Annotated in this window: 16 protein-coding genes; 10 read left to right on the forward strand and 6 right to left on the reverse strand. The window is 65.7% G+C overall.

All coding sequences use genetic code 11. From position 1 onward, the window contains the following. The first annotated feature begins 31 nt into the window (after nt 1-31). Complete coding sequence (locus GNZ21_RS05705) at nt 32-856, forward strand: general stress protein (protein WP_157322229.1); 825 nt, start codon at nt 32-34, stop codon at nt 854-856. Between the two features lie 18 nt (nt 857-874). On the opposite strand, the gene GNZ21_RS05710 is transcribed toward GNZ21_RS05705, so the two are convergent. After that, on the reverse strand, nt 875-2,425 hold the full coding sequence (locus GNZ21_RS05710; RefSeq protein ID WP_157322231.1) for an aminopeptidase P family protein: 1,551 nt from the start codon (nt 2,423-2,425) through the stop codon (nt 875-877). 59 nt (nt 2,426-2,484) lie between these two features. Between GNZ21_RS05710 and GNZ21_RS05715 the strand changes: the two genes are divergently transcribed. The 6 genes from GNZ21_RS05715 (at nt 2,485) to GNZ21_RS05740 (ending at nt 7,120) form a co-directional block, all read left to right on the forward strand. Continuing rightward, nucleotides 2,485-3,342, forward strand: a complete 858-nt coding sequence (locus GNZ21_RS05715) for a PHP domain-containing protein (protein ID WP_157322233.1) — start codon at nt 2,485-2,487, stop codon at nt 3,340-3,342. Nucleotides 3,343-3,384: 42 nt separating this feature from the next. After that, on the forward strand, nt 3,385-4,017 hold the full coding sequence (locus tag GNZ21_RS05720; protein ID WP_157322235.1) for a TetR/AcrR family transcriptional regulator: 633 nt from the start codon (nt 3,385-3,387) through the stop codon (nt 4,015-4,017). A gap of 104 nt (nt 4,018-4,121) precedes the next feature. Then, nucleotides 4,122-4,355 carry a DUF3107 domain-containing protein gene (locus GNZ21_RS05725; RefSeq protein WP_157322237.1) on the forward strand — a complete coding sequence of 78 codons (234 nt, stop codon included), beginning with the start codon at nt 4,122-4,124 and terminating at the stop codon, nt 4,353-4,355. 8 nt (nt 4,356-4,363) lie between these two features. After that, on the forward strand, nt 4,364-5,911 hold the full coding sequence (locus GNZ21_RS05730; protein WP_229659317.1) for a DEAD/DEAH box helicase: 1,548 nt from the start codon (nt 4,364-4,366) through the stop codon (nt 5,909-5,911). Nucleotides 5,912-6,006: 95 nt separating this feature from the next. Beyond that, complete coding sequence (locus GNZ21_RS05735) at nt 6,007-6,534, forward strand: GNAT family N-acetyltransferase (RefSeq protein ID WP_157322241.1); 528 nt, start codon at nt 6,007-6,009, stop codon at nt 6,532-6,534. 7 nt (nt 6,535-6,541) lie between these two features. Beyond that, a complete protein-coding gene (locus GNZ21_RS05740) occupies nt 6,542-7,120 on the forward strand; it encodes an arsenate reductase/protein-tyrosine-phosphatase family protein (RefSeq protein WP_157322243.1) in 579 nt (192 codons plus the stop codon). On the opposite strand, the gene GNZ21_RS05745 is transcribed toward GNZ21_RS05740, so the two are convergent. Then, the gene (locus GNZ21_RS05745) at nt 7,109-7,927 is read right to left on the reverse strand and encodes a CPBP family intramembrane glutamic endopeptidase (protein ID WP_188503369.1); all 819 of its coding nucleotides are present in this window, start codon (nt 7,925-7,927) and stop codon (nt 7,109-7,111) included. The genes GNZ21_RS05740 and GNZ21_RS05745 overlap by 12 nt on opposite strands. Before the next feature lie 101 nt (nt 7,928-8,028). On the opposite strand from GNZ21_RS05745, the gene GNZ21_RS16065 reads away from it, so the two are divergent. Beyond that, nucleotides 8,029-8,160 carry a hypothetical protein gene (locus GNZ21_RS16065; RefSeq protein WP_268234802.1) on the forward strand — a complete coding sequence of 44 codons (132 nt, stop codon included), beginning with the start codon at nt 8,029-8,031 and terminating at the stop codon, nt 8,158-8,160. A 140-nt stretch (nt 8,161-8,300) separates the two neighbouring features. On the opposite strand, the gene groL is transcribed toward GNZ21_RS16065, so the two are convergent. The 4 genes from groL to GNZ21_RS05765 all read right to left on the reverse strand — a co-directional run bounded on the left by groL (nt 8,301) and on the right by GNZ21_RS05765 (nt 13,043). Further along, on the reverse strand, nt 8,301-9,899 hold the full coding sequence (gene groL / locus GNZ21_RS05750) for a chaperonin GroEL (protein ID WP_157322245.1): 1,599 nt from the start codon (nt 9,897-9,899) through the stop codon (nt 8,301-8,303). A gap of 35 nt (nt 9,900-9,934) precedes the next feature. Continuing rightward, nucleotides 9,935-10,231, reverse strand: coding sequence for a co-chaperone GroES (groES, locus tag GNZ21_RS05755; RefSeq protein WP_188503368.1), 297 nt, complete (start codon nt 10,229-10,231; stop codon nt 9,935-9,937). Nucleotides 10,232-10,453: 222 nt separating this feature from the next. Further along, nucleotides 10,454-11,710, reverse strand: a complete 1,257-nt coding sequence (locus tag GNZ21_RS05760; protein ID WP_157322247.1) for a YeeE/YedE family protein — start codon at nt 11,708-11,710, stop codon at nt 10,454-10,456. 136 nt (nt 11,711-11,846) lie between these two features. Next, the gene (locus GNZ21_RS05765; RefSeq protein ID WP_157322249.1) at nt 11,847-13,043 is read right to left on the reverse strand and encodes a sulfurtransferase; all 1,197 of its coding nucleotides are present in this window, start codon (nt 13,041-13,043) and stop codon (nt 11,847-11,849) included. A 193-nt stretch (nt 13,044-13,236) separates the two neighbouring features. On the opposite strand from GNZ21_RS05765, the gene guaB reads away from it, so the two are divergent. Next, a complete protein-coding gene (guaB, locus tag GNZ21_RS05770) occupies nt 13,237-14,757 on the forward strand; it encodes an IMP dehydrogenase (RefSeq protein WP_157322251.1) in 1,521 nt (506 codons plus the stop codon). Nucleotides 14,758-14,767: 10 nt separating this feature from the next. Beyond that, nucleotides 14,768-15,901 carry a GuaB3 family IMP dehydrogenase-related protein gene (locus GNZ21_RS05775; RefSeq protein ID WP_157322253.1) on the forward strand — a complete coding sequence of 378 codons (1,134 nt, stop codon included), beginning with the start codon at nt 14,768-14,770 and terminating at the stop codon, nt 15,899-15,901. Nucleotides 15,902-15,910 lie beyond the last annotated feature (9 nt).

Consider the following 15,910-nt stretch of genomic DNA (forward strand, 5'->3'; position numbering starts at 1 on the left):
CTCCCAGTGTAGTTGCGGGCACAATGGGACTATGGCGAATCTCGGACTGCACACTGGTGGACTGCCGCGCGGGGAGCTGCTGGGCCGCTACCGCACCTATGAGGAGGCCCAGAAAGTGGTGGACCACCTGGCCTCCGCCCAAGGCTTCGACCTGCGGTCGATCACCATCGTGGGCAATGACCTGCGCAGCGTGGAGAAGGTCCGCGGGCGGCTGAGCTATCCGCGGGTGGCACTGACCGGCGCCGTCCAGGGTGCCCTGTTCGGAGCCTTCATGGGCCTGCTGCTGATGCTGTTCTCCCCGGAGGGCATGCTGCTGGTGAACTTCGGGATGGCGGTGCTGATGGGCATGGCGGTCTGGATGATCATTGGGGTGATCAGCTTTTCCGCCCGCCGCGGGGCCCGCGGGTTTATCTCGGCCTCCCAGCTCACCGCCACCACCTTTGATGTGGTCTGCGACTTCCAGTCTGCGGGCAAGGCCCGGCAACTGATGCAGGGGGCCGGAGTGAGCAGCCTCAATGCGGTCAACGACCCCACCGGCAAGCCCACCAATCTGGATGCCGCCGCCCAGCGCCAAGCGGGGCGGGCAGCTGCTGTGTCCAGTACGACGACGCCGGCGCACCACAGTGCCCCGGAATCCGGTGAGCCGGGGTTGGATGAGCAGCCGGGGGCGTCGTCGTCATCTGCGGACCCCAAGAGCGACTGGGTCCAGCCTGACGGCAGGCCCCGCTACGGAGTCCGCCTGGCCGATGTGCAGCGGGAAGATCGCGCTGACGAGGAGTCTGATAGCGACCAGGGCGCTGAAGCTGCGCCGGAGAACACTCAGCGCCCCGGCGCCCAGGACACTGAGCAGAAGTAGGCCTGAGGCGTGGGGACGCTAAGCCTGTAGCCGGGCGATCCAGGACTCGACATCATCGGCCTTCCTGGGCAGAGCCGCGGAGAGATTCTCGCAGCCGTCCTCGGTGACCAGCACATCGTCCTCGATGCGTACCCCGATCCCGCGGTACTCCTCCGGGACCGCCAGGTCCTCGTTCTTGAAGTACAGGCCGGGTTCGATGGTGAAGACCATGCCCGGCTCGAGCACCCCGTCCAGGTAGAGATCGCGTTTGGCCTGGGCGCAGTCGTGGACATCCAACCCCAGGTGATGGCTGGTGCCATGCGGCATCCAGCGCCGGTGCTGCTGGCCCTCGGGAGAGAGCGCCTCATCCAGGGAGACCGGCAGCAGGCCCCAATCGTCGAGGTGCTCCGCCAGCACCTTCACCGCGGTGGCGTGGATATCGCGGAACTTGATGCCCGGACGCACCACCTCAAATGCGGCGTCAGCGGCGGCCAACACGGCCTCGTAGACCCGGCGCTGCACCGGTGAGTAGCTGCCGGAGACCGGAATGGTGCGGGTGATGTCCGCAGTGTAGAGCGAATCGGCCTCCACCCCGGCATCCAGCAGCAGCAGCTCACCGGGATCGATCCGGTCGTGGTTGCGGATCCAGTGCAGGATCGTGGCGTTATTCCCGGAGGCCGCGATGGTGTCATAGCCCAGATCATTGCCCTCAAGCCGGGCGCGGGCGAAGAAGGCACCCTCCACGATCCGCTCCCCGCGATCATGGCCCACTGCACGCGGCAGGGCACGCACTACATCCTCGAAGCCGGCGATGGTCGCAGCCACCGATCCGCGCAGCTGCTCCACCTCCCAGTCATCCTTGACCAGGCGGAGTTCGGAGCAGAACTCGGTCAGCTCAGCGTCCAGCGCATCGGAGGCTTCCAGGTCCATGCTGGCCTCGGCCCGGGCAGTGTCCACCAGAGCATCCACGTTCAGGTCGGCCTCGCGCAGCAGGCGCACCTGGGTGCCGCCGCTGGCCGCCGGGCCCACATCCTTGCTCAGTGCCGCCTCGAACTGGTCCAGGTCCCGGGTCCTGATGCCCAGCCGCTGCTCGAACTCCGCCAGATCCGGCCGCGGCCCGATCCAGAACTCACCGTGCCTGGAGTCCGCGTAGAACTCCTCGGTGTCACGCCCGGCCATCGGCTTGAAGTACAGCGTCACCTCGTGGTGGGCAGTGTCCCAGGCGCTAGGGGCCTGGTGCTCCGCAGGTTCGAAGACCAGCACGGCATTGGGCTCATGGTCCACCCCAAGGCCGGTCAGATGCGCGAAGGCCGAATGCGGCCGGAACCGGTAGTCGGTGTCATTGGAGCGGACCTTCAGCGGCCCGGCTGGGATCACGATGCGCTCGCCGGCGAACCGCTCGGAGACAGCAGCCCGACGCCGCGGGGTGAAGTCCGCCACCTCATCACGGGGGTGTTCGCCCCCCTCGGTGGGTGCCCACTGGGCGGCCATGAATGCCTTGAACGCCTCGGACTGGGGGCGTTGGGAACGGTTGTTGACCCGGTCCTGCAGCTGCTGGCTCTCATCACTGGTCTGCGCATCAGATGTCATGAAATCAGTCTATGTCCCGAGGCGCTCCCGATGCGGGGCCAGTGGATACAGTGGGGAGCATGAGCTTTGATCTGCATACTCACTCCACGGTCTCCGACGGCACTGAGCCGCCGGCGCATGTCGTTGCGGAGGCCGCTCGGGCGGGACTGGCCGGGATTGCGCTCACCGATCATGACTCCAATGCCGGCTGGGAGGAGGCCCGCACAGCCGCGCAGGAGCACGGCCTGGCATTCATCCCGGGGATGGAGATCAGCTCCAAGACCGACTCCGCCAGTGTGCATATGCTCAGCTATCTGCATGATCCGGCCGAACCTGCCATGCTGGAGATCAACGCTGCCACCCGCGGCGGTCGGGTGGAGCGGGCCAAACGGATCTGTGAGCGCCTGGCTGAGGACTTTCCGATCAGCTGGGAGCTGGTGCTGGAGCAGGTGACCGGGGAGGCCTCGATCGGTCGCCCGCATCTGGCCGATGCGCTGGTCGCCGCTGGGGTGGTGGAATCGCGCACCGAGGCCTTCCAGCGCTATCTGCACAAGGGCTCCCGCTACTACGTGGGGCAGGACAACCCGCATCCCACCGAGGTGGTGCAGCGAGTCCGTGCGGCCGGGGGAGTCCCGATCATTGCCCATGCGATGGCCGGTGCCCGCGGGAACACACTCTCGATGGCCGAACTTGAGGAGCTGGTGGATGCCGGCATGCTGGGCGTGGAGGTCTACCACCGCGACAATCCGCCCCAGGGTCAGCAGCTGCTGCTGGACTTGGCACGGCGGCGGGACCTCATCGTGACCGGCTCCTCGGACTACCACGGGGTCACCGGTAAGCCGAACCGGCTGGGGGAGCACACCACCGATCCTGAGCAGGTGGCGCGAATCCTGGCGGCCGGCACCGGATCAGCAGGCTCTGGGCCGCTGCCCGACTGAGCCAGAGTCTCAGCCTGGCCCCATGGCCTACAATCATCACCCATGACTACGGCACCAGCGTCCGAACCAGGCCGGGCCAAACGACTCCCACGCGAGCAGCGGCGGGCCCAGCTGCTGGACTGTGCCCTGAGAGTCTTTGTGGCCAAAGGTTTCCACGCCGCCTCTATGGATGACATCGCCGAATCGGCACAGGTCTCCAAGCCCGTGCTCTACCAGCACTTCCCCGGTAAGCATGAGCTGTTCCTGGACCTGTTGGACAAGCACCTGGGTCAGCTGCAGGACGAGCTGACCTCAGTGCTCGGCGGGGCCGAGACGAATAAGGAGCGGGTCTCCGGAACGGTCACCGCCTTCTACGAGTTCATCGCCCGCAAAGATGAGGCCTACCGGCTGATCTTTGCCGCAGGTATGGACAATGACCCCACTGTGGCCGAACGGCTGGAGCGGTTCCACGATGCCCTGGCCTTCGCCATTGCTGAGGTGATCGCTGATGACACCGGCCAGCCCATGGCCGAGGCCACGATGCTCGGTCACGGGCTGATCGGAATGGCCACCACTGCCGCCCGGCACTGGTCCAAGCTGTCCGAACGCCCCGACCTGGAGACCTCCGCGCAGCTCACCTCCCGTTTAGCCTGGCGCGGAATATCCGGCTTTCCCAAGGAGTCGGAGCAGTCCTGACCGGGCTGGGCAGGTAGGATCGGGCGTAAAGACCTGTACTGCGGCGTCGTACTGCTCCTGCTGTGAGCGTAAGCGGCGCCGGCCCCAAAACCTCAAGGAGTGGCATGGAAGTACGCATCGGAGTCCAGAACGTGACCCGCGAGATCGTCGTCGACACCAAGGCTTCGGCCGAGGAGATCGAAAAGACCGTGGCCGAGGCGATCGAGAAGTCCAAGCCGCTGCTGAGTCTCACCGACCGCCGCGAGAAGAAAGTGGTGGTGCCGGTGGCCTCGATCGGATACGTAGAGATCGGCTCCGACACCAAACAGACGGTGGGCTTTGCCGCCGTCGCTGAATGAAAGAACGAATGACAGACACTGCAGAACACACTCTGACCTTCGCGGACTTCGACGTCCGCAGCGAGATCGTTGAGGCGCTGGCCGAGAAGGGCATCATTTCCCCCTTCCCCATCCAGGCCGAGACCCTGCCGATCGCCCTTCGCGGCAATGACATCATCGGCCAGGCCAAGACCGGCACCGGTAAGACCCTCGGCTTCGGGATCCCCGCCCTGCAGCGGGTGGCCTCACCCGGCACGGACGCCTATGAGGCGCTGCCCAGCCCCGGCGCACCCCAGGCGCTGATCGTGGCACCCACCCGTGAATTGGCCGTCCAGGTGGCCGGGGACCTCACAACTGCCGGGTCCAAGATGAGCGCACGGATCGCCACCATCTACGGCGGGCGTGACTACGAGCCGCAGATCAAGCAGCTCAACGCCGGCGTGGAGATCGTAGTGGGCACCCCCGGGCGGCTTATCGATCTGCACCGGCAGAAGCACCTGAACCTGAAGAACGTGAAGATCGTGGTGCTGGACGAGGCCGATGAGATGCTCGACCTCGGCTTCCTGCCCGATGTGGAGAAGCTGCTCAGCTACGTGCCCGAGGTGCGCCAGACCATGCTGTTCTCGGCCACCATGCCCGGGCCCGTGGTCTCCATGGCTCGGCGGTTCATGACCAAGCCCACGCATATCTCCGCCGCCGACCCCTTTGACGAGGGTGTGACCAAGAAGGACATCCGCCAGGTGGTCTACCGGGCGCACTCGCTGGACAAGGACGAGATGATCGCCCGGATCCTGCAGGCAGAGGGGCGCGGCCGGACCATCATCTTCACCCGCACCAAGCGGCAGGCCGACAAACTGGCCGATGAACTGAAGACCCGCGGATTCGCCGCCGGCGCCATCCACGGCGATCTGGGCCAGGGAGCCCGCGAACAGGCCCTGCGCGCCTTCCGCAATGACAAGGTCGATGTGCTGGTGGCCACCGATGTCGCCGCCCGCGGCATCGACGTCACGGACGTCACCCACGTGATCAACTACGTCTGCCCGGAGGACGAGTCCACCTATCTGCACCGGATCGGCCGCACCGGCCGCGCCGGGCAGAAGGGCACCGCCGTGACCTTTGTGGACTGGGAGGATGTCCCGCGCTGGAGCCTGATCAATAAGGCGATCGGCCTGGACCAGCCTGAACCGGTGGAGACCTACTCATCCTCCCCCCACCTGTTTGAGGACCTCGACATCCCCAAGGGCACCAAGGGCAGGCTGCCCCGGCATAAGCGTTCCAAAGAGGGCCTGGAGGGCGAGGAGCTCGAGGAGCTCGGCGGTCCGGACCGTTCCGGCGGGCGCAATAGGCGTGAGGGCGGTTCAGGCCGGGGCCGCGATGGCAATCGTTCCGGGGGTGGCCGCGATACTGGCTGGAGCCGCAGCCGCAGCCGGCGCCGCTCCAGCGGGGAGCAGGGCGGGAACACCAACGACGCCGCCGGCTCCGCTGAGCAGCCCAAGAAGGAGGGCGGTTCCCGCTCTTCCCAGCGCCGCCGGCGCCGCCGCAAGGTCACCAAGACTGACTCCGGCTCCTCCGAGTAGCACACCACAAGTCGAGTACCGCTGTTTTCGGCTTCCGAGCCCGAAATCGGCGCTTACAGCCCGAAAACAGCGGTGCTCAAGCCGATGGAGAACCTATGAGTACGACGACGCCCGAGACCACCTCCACTGCCCAGATCCGCCCCGCACAGGAAGCGGACTTCGGCCGCATCGGTGAGCTGACCGTCGCCGCCTATCTGGAGGGCGGACACCTGGGGCCCCAGGACACCTACCTTCAGCACCTCACCGAGGTGGCCGACCGGGCAGCCAAGGCTCGGCTGCTGGTGGCCGAGGTGGACGGCGTCGTCGCCGGCTCCGCCACCGTCACCGACTTCGACGGCGCCTATGCGGAGGTCGCCCTACCCGGGGAGATGGAGTTCCGGATGCTGGCAGTGGCGCCCGAGTTCCAGGGCCGTGGAGTCGCCCGGGCACTGGTCCGCCATATCATGGCCGAAGCCCAATCCCGCCCGGAGATCCTCGGCGTGGCTCTGTGCAGCCTGCGCTCGATGACCGCCGCGCACGCCCTCTACGAGTCGGAGGGGTTCGTCCGTGACCCCCGCCGGGACTTCGTGCTGAACATCCCCCAGAAGCAGGCCACCTTCCCCTTCTTCCGCCGAGAGGTGTGACCCCCTGATGAGCGCACAGTTCACCATCCTCACCGTTTGCACCGGAAACATCTGCCGCTCGCCCGCCATGGAGCGCCTGCTGGCCCACCTGTTCCGGGACGAGCCGGGCATCGAGGTGATCTCCGGGGGCACCTACGCCCATGACGGCGAGGATATGCAGGAGCCGATGAAGCGCCGGATCGCCGAGTACGGGGCGGAGACCGCAGACTTCACAGCCGAGCAGGTCACCCCGGAGATGATCGATCGTGCGGACCTCATCCTGGCCGCCACCGGTGTCCACGTCCGGGACATGCTCGCCGAGGTCCCGCAGGCGCGCGAGAAGATCTTCACCCACATCAAGTTCGGCCATCTCCTGGAAGATGTTGGGCAGGCTGCCCAGGGCGGGAGCACCGTCGAGAAGCTCGCAGCCCTGGTCACTGTGCTGGACAGGGCACGCCGGGAGGCTGGGGCAGCTGATGAGGAGGACGTTGTCGACCCCTATATGCTGCCGGAATCAGTGTTCGACGAGTCCTTCCAGCAGATCCGTGAGCCGGTTGAGAAGCTGGCCGAGGTGCTGGGGCTTCAGGAACAGCTTTCAGAGCAGTGAGTCCAGGCCGAAGCTGGTCAGTACCAGCGGAAAGGCCAGGAACGCAGTGGCGTCGAGCAGGAAGTGCGCGATGACTAGCGGCATCACTCGCCCGTACCTCAGGTAGAGCCAGCCGAAGATCACCCCCATGACCAGGTTCCCGAAGCCGGGGCCGAAGCCCTGGTAGAGGTGATAGGCCCCGCGCAGGGCCGCTGAGGCCAGGATGAGCAGCCAGAGCGCAGCGGTGGAGGTGGCCAGCTGCGGCCAGATCCGGCGCGCCCGGTCGAAGAGGTAGGCCACCATGATGACCTCCTCCAGCAGGGAGTGCCGCAGTGCGGCCAGCAGCAGCACCGGCGCTGACCACCAGTACTCCGTGACGTCGCTCGGCACGATCTGCACAGTCAGGCCCAGTCCGCGCCCGGCGGCATAGACCACCAGGGTGCCCAGTCCGATGAGCACGAACAGCCCGGCTCCCAGTGCCCAGTCCCTGCCGGGCCGGCGGAAGTCCAGGCCCCAGCGCCGGAAAGGATTGCCTCCGTGGAGGAAGAGCAGGTAGAGGACCAGGGTCACCGGTACCAGGGCGAAGAGTGAGTCCAGCAGCTGGTAGCTGAAGTCGAAGAACTCCGCCCGGGAGCGGGAGCGCTGCACGGTGGCGCTCTGCTCGGACAGCGGGGCGATGCTCAGCCGCTCGGCCAGCTGAAGCACTGCATAGACCGCACTGCGGCCCAGGGAGAGCGCTAGCACGATGCCTACCTCCCAGGCGTAGAAGCGGCGGGAGACAGCGCCGCCGTCCGCAGAGAGATGGGAGGGCGGCGTCGTGCTGGTCACCTGTTGATTCTACGGAAACCGGATGCAGGGTTATCCACAGGTCTCGAAGATGCGAAGTGACACCACATTGCATCTAGTGCATTCTTCCACTAGAGCAGCAGGTGCTGGACCAACGGCGCAATGCGGCCTTCGAAGCGCAAGGGTGGACTGTGGTCCTGGTCAACAGTGTCCATGCCAGGAGCCGCTTCGCAGGGGTCATCGCCCGACTGCGCCGGCTACTGGAGAAGCGCTGATCACCGCCGTTTTTGGCGTAAACGGGGAGTTTTGGCGCTCAGAAGCCGAAAACAGCGGGGGTCACCACCTTGGAGATGAGTGAGGCCCTGGTCCCGCTGCCGGAACCAGGGCCTTAGCTCTGAGGGGAATCAGACTGGGATCAGTCGTCTTCGGGCGTGTCCTTCTTCTCGACCACAAGGGTCTCGGTGGTCAGGACCAGTGCGGCGATGGAGGCCGCGTTCTGCAGGGCAGAGCGGGTCACCTTCACCGGGTCGATCACGCCGTCGTTGATCAGGTCGCCGTAGACGCCGGTCTTGGCGTTGAAGCCGTGGTTGGGCTCCAGCTCCGCGACCTTGGAGGCGACCACGAAGCCGTCCTCGCCGGCGTTCTGGGCGATCCAGCGCAGCGGCTGGACCAGGGCGCGCTTGACGATGCCTACTGCAGCAGCGGCGTCGCCGGTCAGGGCCTGGACCTCAGAGTCCTCGTCCAGCACGGACAGCGCGTTGATCAGCGCGGTGCCGCCGCCGGCCACGATGCCCTCTTCGAGAGCAGCGCGGGTGGAGGAGACGGCATCCTCGATGCGGTGCTTGCGCTCCTTGAGCTCCACCTCAGTGGCAGCGCCCACGCGGATCACAGCAACGCCGCCGGCCAGCTTGGCCAGCCGCTCCTGCAGCTTCTCGCGGTCCCACTCGGAGTCGGTGGTCTCGATCTGAGCCTTGATCTGAGCGACCCGGCCCTCCACGTCCTCCTTGGCACCGGCTCCGTCCACAATGGTGGTCTCGTCCTTGGTGACGGTCACCCGGCGGGCGGTGCCCAGATCGTCCAGGCTGACCTGGTCCAGCTTCAGGCCCAGGTCCTGGGTGATCACGGTGGCGCCAGTCAGGGTGGCGATGTCCTCCAGCATGGCCTTGCGGCGGTCGCCGAAGCCGGGGGCCTTCACGGCCACGGCGTTCAGCGTGCCGCGCAGCTTGTTCACCACCAGGGTGGACAGCGCCTCGCCCTCCACATCCTCAGCGATGATGAACAGCGGCTTCTTGGCCTGCAGCACCTTCTCCAGCACCGGCAGGAACTCCTGCATATTGGAGATCTTGCCCTGGTGGATCAGGATCAGCGGGTCCTCCAGCACGGCCTCCTGACGCTCAGCGTCAGTGACGAAGTGCGGGGAGAGGAAGCCCTTATCGAACTGCATACCCTCGGTGACATCCAGCTCAGTGGAGGTGGTGGAACCCTCCTCAATGGTGATCACACCATCCTTGCCCACAGTCTCGAAGGCGCGGGCCAGCAGTTCGCCGACCTCATCGTTCTGAGCAGAGATGGCACCGACATAGGCGACCTCCTGTTGCCCGGAGATTTCGCGGGCGTTCTCGCGCAGACGGCGGGTGACCGCGTCCACGGAGACCTCGATGCCGCGCTTGATCTCGCTGGGGGCAGCACCGGCTGCCACATTGCGCAGACCCTCTTTGACCAGGGCCTGAGCGAGCACGGTGGCGGTGGTGGTGCCGTCGCCGGCGACGTCATTGGTCTTGGTGGCGACCTCCTTGGCCAGCTGGGCGCCGAGGTTCTCGTAGGCGTCCTCAACCTCCACCTCGCGGGCGATGGTCACGCCGTCGTTGGTGATGGTGGGCGCACCCCAGGACTTGTCGAGCACCACATTGCGGCCCTTGGGGCCCAAGGTGACCTTGACGGTGTCGGCGAGCTTATTGATGCCGGCCTCAAGTGCTTTGCGGGCGGCATCATCGTACAGAAGCTCTTTAGCCATAGGTTTTTACTCCTTAGATCGAGTAGATAAGTGGTTTACTTCTCGACCTTGGCCAGGACGTCGCGGGCGTTGAGCACCAGGTACTCCTCGCCGCCGACCTTGACCTCAGTGCCGCCGAACTTGGAGTAGATGACCACATCGCCCTCGGCGACGTCTACGGGCAGGCGCTCACCGGAGTCGGAGACCTTGCCGGGGCCTACGGCCACGACCTCGCCCTCCTGGGGCTTCTCCTTGGCGGTGTCCGGAATGACCAGGCCGGAAGCGGTGGTCTGCTCGGCCTCCAGGGGGCGGACAACAATTCGATCCTCGAGGGGCTTGATGGAGACTGACACGTCAGCTCTCTCCTTTGCTGAAGTTGATCTTCTCTTGGCTTGCACCGAGCACGACGACGCCGCACCCGGCTTTTCTTGTTGCTCGCCTGTGGAGTGACCAACCGTCGTCGCGGGAGCCGGAGGTCTCCGTCAGGCTTTCACACTCAGGCGGTTGACGGCCGCCGGAGAGTTAGCACCCGGTGACGCCGAGTGCTAATAGAACTATAGAACGCCCGTTAGCACTCAATCAAGCAGAGTGCTAAAAACACCAGGTGCGGCTCGGCGGTGCAGTCCGAGGCGGAAGCTGAGTCCGGCGGCCGCTACGACGGCGGCCCCGAAGACCCAGCCGGAGAGCGCGAAAGCATGGGTGCCGGAGAGCAGCACGCCGATAGTGCAGCCCAGCCCGATCATGGCCCCCCAGCCCAGCAGCACCCCGCCCAGCAGAGCAGTGATCGAGTTGAAGGCGGTGGTCTTCTCCAACCGGACCCGGCGCCCCGGCAGGGCAGCGGCCAGTGAGGCCAGCACGATGCCGATGACCAGCCAGCCGTTGGTGGTGATGGTGTGCACCACCACTGCCACGCAGCCGGCCAGCCGCTCATCGAGGCCCGGCATGAAGTGCGGCAGCATACCGGCCTCGGTCATCCCGGTGCGGGTCAGCGAGGAGATCTGGCTGGTCACCCCCAGCGGAACATCCTTGTAGTAGGCCAGAATGGCCAGCAGCCCCACGGCGGCACCGGTCATCAGTGCGGGCCAGCGCTTGAAGAACACCAGGCGGCGGACCTCGGTGGCGTCCACCACCCGGTCCCCGCGCCCCTGCACAGGTGGGTTCCAGCGCAGCAGCCACCATCCCAGGCCCACCAGCACCCCCAGCTGCACCAGCACTGCCATGGTGTAACCGTTGCCTGCGGGCAACCAGGGCACCGGGGCACCGATGATGAAGCTGGAGTACATAAAGTCCCAGCTGAGGAATCCGGCACCGAAGCCCAGGACGACGCCGCCCAGGGCGGGCAGGGAGCGCAGATGCCCCTCGGGGAGCCGGTACAGGTGCCCGGCGATGCAGCCTCCGGAGATCACCATGCCCAGGCCGAAGGCCAGGCCGGCGATGACCAGGGCTATGGAGACCGGGGCGATATGGGCGTCGGATGGGGTGTTGTCACCAGTGGGGGTGGGGATCCGGGTGGAGAAGATCACCGCGTAGCCGATCATCCCTACTGCAATGGAGACAAGGATGGCGTACATCCCCCGGCTGTTCCTCTTCTCGAACAGATCGCGGAAGACGCAGAAGAAGCAGTACCGGCCGCGCTCGAACAGGATGCCCAGCCCAGCTCCGACCAGCAGCATCAGAGCAGCATTGGAACCGCCCAGGCCCTCCCCGTCGGTTGCCGTCAGGAACCAGGCGGTGCCCAGCAGCAGTGCGGCTACGGCCGCTGCGATCGAGGTGCGGAGGGTGTCACCCCGGGACCAGCCGAGTTCACGGTCGGCTTTCACTTCTATAGTCATATCTTCCTCGTATTGGACGCGCCGGAACCGGGCTGAGGATGACCTGAGCCCGGTTCCGCTTTAGGTGTGAAGGCCGCGGCCGCTGCAGGCGGCCGAGAGCCGAGCGCGGTGGACGCGTCGGCAGGATCAGCACGGTTCAGTCTCCGGACTGGCCCCAGAGTCCGGCGCGCTGACCGGAGTTATTGGCCACCGGGACACCCACAGAGTTGCCCCATTCCGACCAGGAGCCGTCGTAGACCTTCACCTGCTCGCCCAGGATCTGGCTGAGTGCGTACCAGGTGTGCGAGGCGCGCTCACCGATCCGGCAGTAGGCGATGATCGGCTTGCTGAAATCGACTCCGGCCTCTTCGTAGATGGCGCGGATCTCCTCGGCGGGCAGGAACTCGCCCGTCTCGGGGTCCACGATCTGGGTCCAGGTGACGTTCACGGAGCCGGGGATGTGCCCCCAGATGGATGCGCCCTCGCCCTGGAAGATCTCCGGGTCCACGCCTACCTCGCCGTTGTGCTCCTCGGCGGATCGGATGTCAACCAGATTCACATCAGCAGCGGCCTCACCACCTGCGGCGGCATTGACTTCGGCGATCTCCAGCACCTCTGGCTGGAAGGCGCGGATGTCATGGTTCTGCGGCTTGGCCTCGAGGCTGCCCTCGGGCACGGAGGGTACTTCCTCAGTCAGTTCACGGCCGTCGTAGATCTCCCATTTGTGCAGGCCGCCGTCGAGCAGCTTCACGTCCTGAACCCCGTAGAGGTTGAAGACCCAGGCGGCATAGGCAGCGAACCAGTTGTTGTTGTCCCCATAGAGCACCACGGTGGTGTCGTCGTTGATTCCCAGGGACTGGGCGAGTTCGGTGAACTCCTCGGCGGAGATGAACTCGCGGGTGTTCGGCTGGGTGAACGCTGAAGACCATTCCACGTACTGCGCCTGCGGGATATGCGCCTCGGAGTAGGGGGTCAGCTCCGAGGTGGGCAGGTCCTCGGAGACGTCCAGGAGCACGATGCCCTGCTCGTAGAGGTCACCCTCATCCAGGCGTTCGGCCAGCCAGTCAGTGTCCACCAGAGGCTCGTCAGTGTGAACCTCCTCGTAGCCGCGGTTCTCGCCGGGGATGTCCACGGCAGTCACGGTAGCGGCAGCTTCGCCGGCAGTGGCGCCCTCACCCTGGGCCGTGGGGCCGCCGCCGGTCACCTCCGAGCCGCCGGTGGAGTTGGCCACGGCAAAGCCTGCCGTGCCGGCCAGGGCGGCCACGGCCACTATAGCGATGCCGGTCTTCAACCCAGAGGTGGATTTGGCCGGGGTCTGGGTGCCCTCAGCCGGAGTGCTGTCTTCGCTGCTCATCAGGTACGCCTTTCGCAATCGGTGCAGTGCACTCACCACTATGCGCCAATATCTTCAATCCCCGCCGAGATAAGTTCACACAAGGTCATACTCCGGTGCGCTCCTGCGGAACCAGCACGGGAATTGTGCCCCCCAGTAGACTTGTTGACGATTGTCTGACCCGTCACCGCAACTGTTCTGAGAGGCACCCGCATTGAGCCACACCCATGACGAGGGGCATGACCCATTCGCCCTGGTCGGTCTGACCTACGATGATGTCCTGCTGCTGCCGGGGGAGACTGATGTCATTCCTTCAGAGGCGGATACAGCCACACAGCTGACCCGAAATATCCGTCTGAACGCACCGGTGGTCTCCGCGGCCATGGACACCGTCACCGAGGCGCCGATGGCGATCGGCCTGGCCCGGCTGGGCGGGATCGGGATCATCCACCGCAACCTCTCCATCGAGGAACAGGCCAAACAGGTGGATCAGGTCAAGCGCTCCGAATCGGGCATGATCACTGATCCGGTGACCATCGGCCCCGGGGCCACTATTGCTGAGCTGGACGAGATCTGCGCGCACTACCGGATCTCCGGGCTGCCGGTGGTCGATGAGTCCGGCACACTGCTGGGCATCATCACCAACCGGGATATCCGCTTTATCCCGGACGCCGAGTACACCACCACCACAGTGGCCGAGAAGATGACCCGTGCCCCGCTGATCACCGCTAAGGAAGGCATCCCCAACGCCGAGGTGCTGAGGATCTTCAGCGAGCACCGCGTGGAGAAGCTGCCCCTGGTGGATGAGTCCGGCAAGCTCACCGGGCTGATCACCATCAAAGACTTCGACAAGGCCGATAAGTACCCCCAGGCCACCAAGGACGATGAGGGCCGGTTGCGGGTGGGAGCCGCCGTCGGGTTCTTCGGAGACGGCTATCAGCGGGCCATGAGCCTCATTGAGGCCGGCGTGGACGTGCTAGTGGTGGACACCGCCAATGGGCACACCCGGGGGGTGCTGGAGATGATCGCCAAGCTCAAGGCTGATCCTGCCGCCGAAGGCGTAGATGTCATCGGCGGTCAGGCCGCCACCCGTCAGGGGGCACAGGCACTGGTGGAGGCCGGTGCCGACGCTGTCAAGGTCGGCGTCGGGCCCGGTTCCATCTGCACGACTCGTGTGGTGGCTGGGGTGGGCGTGCCCCAGGTGACTGCGATCTATGAGGCGGCCAAGGCTGCTATCCCGGCCGGGGTGCCGGTGATCGCCGACGGCGGTCTGCAGCACCCCGGGGACATCGGCAAGGCCTTGGTGGCCGGGGCTGACGCTGTAATGCTGGGCTCCCTGCTCGCCGGAGCCGCAGAGTCTCCCGGCGATCTGGTCTTCTACAACGGCAAACAGTTCAAGGCCTACCGCGGTATGGGCTCCCTGGGTGCCATGCAGACCCGTGGAAAGAACACCAGCTACTCCAAGGACCGCTACTTCCAGGCAGATGTGCCCAGCGACGAGAAGCTCATCCCGGAAGGCATCGAGGGCCAGGTGCCCTACCGCGGACCGCTCTCGGCGGTGTTGCACCAGCTCACCGGGGGGCTGCGCCAGACCATGTTCTACGTGGGTGCGCACACCATCGAGGAGCTCAAGGCAAAAGGCAAGTTCGTGCGGATCACCTCGGCGGGGCTGAAAGAGTCACATCCGCATGACGTGATGATGACCGTCGAATCCCCCAACTACCGCGGCCGCTGAGGAGCCCCACATGACTGAGATCCAGATCGGACTCGCTAAGACCGGACGCCGCGCCTGGGCATTGGACGATGTCAACATCACACCCTCCCGGCGTACCCGCAGCCCGCAGGACGTCTCCCTGGACTGGCAGATCGATGCCTATACCTTCTCCATGCCGGTGCTCGGTGCACCAATGGACTCGGTGATGTCCCCGGAGACTGCGATCGCTCTGGGCAGACTCGGTGGTTTGGGTGTGCTCAACCTGGAGGGCCTCTGGACCCGGTACGAGAACCCGGAGCCGGTCTTCGAGGAGATCGCCCACCTGGAGAGCCAGGAGATCTCGCCGACCAACACCCGCCGGATGCAGCAGCTCTACGCCGAGCCGATCAAGGCTGAGCTGATCACCCAGCGGCTGGCTGAGATCCGGGAGGCCGGGGTGGTGGTCTCCGGATCGCTGACTCCGCAGAACACCCAGGAGTTCTACCAGACAGTGCTCGACGCCGGGGTGGACATGTTTGTCATTCGCGGCACCACAGTCTCCGCTGAGCATGTTTCAGAAACAGTGGACCCACTGAACCTCAAGGAGTTCATCTACGAACTCGATGTGCCGGTGATAGTCGGCGGGGCTGCCGGCTACACCCCCGCGCTGCATCTGATGCGCACCGGTGCCGCCGGCGTGCTGGTCGGCTTCGGCGGAGGCAGCGCAACCACTACGCATCGGGCACTGGGCATTCGGGTGCCGATGGCCACTGCGATCAGTGATATCGCTGCCGCCCGGCGCGACTATCTGGATGAGTCCGGCGGACGCTATGTCCATGTGATCGCCGACGGCGGACTGGGCTCCTCAGGCGATATCGTCAAGGCCCTGGCCATGGGGGCCGACGCCGTGATGCTCGGCGCCACCTTGGCCCGGGCTGAGGAAGCACCGGGTCAGGGATGGCACTGGGGCCTGGAGGCGGTGCACCCGAACTTCCCACGAGGCCACCGTACCCGGGTGGGCACTGTGGCCTCGCTGGAAGAGGTGCTGCTGGGGCCGGGCCACCACACTGATGGCTCCTCCAACCTGATGGGCGGCCTCCGGCATGCGATGGCCTCCTGTGGCTATGTGGACCTGAAGTCATTCCAGCGGGTGGACGCCACCGTCTCACCGAGCTCCAAGCATTAAACGACTGAG

The organism is Nesterenkonia alkaliphila, from assembly GCF_009758175.1.
Lineage (GTDB): Bacteria > Actinomycetota > Actinomycetes > Actinomycetales > Micrococcaceae > Nesterenkonia > Nesterenkonia alkaliphila.

Bases quoted from the DNA above. Each gene is read 5' to 3' on its own strand.
- GNZ21_RS05705 (WP_157322229.1), top strand. From the start codon at position 32: ATGGCGAATCTCGGACTGCACACTGGTGGACTGCCGCGCGGGGAGCTG.
- GNZ21_RS05710 (WP_157322231.1), bottom strand. From the start codon at position 2,425: ATGACATCTGATGCGCAGACCAGTGATGAGAGCCAGCAGCTGCAGGAC.
- GNZ21_RS05715 (WP_157322233.1), top strand. From the start codon at position 2,485: ATGAGCTTTGATCTGCATACTCACTCCACGGTCTCCGACGGCACTGAG.
- GNZ21_RS05720 (WP_157322235.1), top strand. From the start codon at position 3,385: ATGACTACGGCACCAGCGTCCGAACCAGGCCGGGCCAAACGACTCCCA.
- GNZ21_RS05725 (WP_157322237.1), top strand. From the start codon at position 4,122: ATGGAAGTACGCATCGGAGTCCAGAACGTGACCCGCGAGATCGTCGTC.
- GNZ21_RS05730 (WP_229659317.1), top strand. From the start codon at position 4,364: ATGACAGACACTGCAGAACACACTCTGACCTTCGCGGACTTCGACGTC.
- GNZ21_RS05735 (WP_157322241.1), top strand. From the start codon at position 6,007: ATGAGTACGACGACGCCCGAGACCACCTCCACTGCCCAGATCCGCCCC.
- GNZ21_RS05740 (WP_157322243.1), top strand. From the start codon at position 6,542: ATGAGCGCACAGTTCACCATCCTCACCGTTTGCACCGGAAACATCTGC.
- groL (WP_157322245.1), bottom strand. From the start codon at position 9,899: ATGGCTAAAGAGCTTCTGTACGATGATGCCGCCCGCAAAGCACTTGAG.
- GNZ21_RS05760 (WP_157322247.1), bottom strand. From the start codon at position 11,710: ATGACTATAGAAGTGAAAGCCGACCGTGAACTCGGCTGGTCCCGGGGT.
- GNZ21_RS05765 (WP_157322249.1), bottom strand. From the start codon at position 13,043: ATGAGCAGCGAAGACAGCACTCCGGCTGAGGGCACCCAGACCCCGGCC.
- GNZ21_RS05775 (WP_157322253.1), top strand. From the start codon at position 14,768: ATGACTGAGATCCAGATCGGACTCGCTAAGACCGGACGCCGCGCCTGG.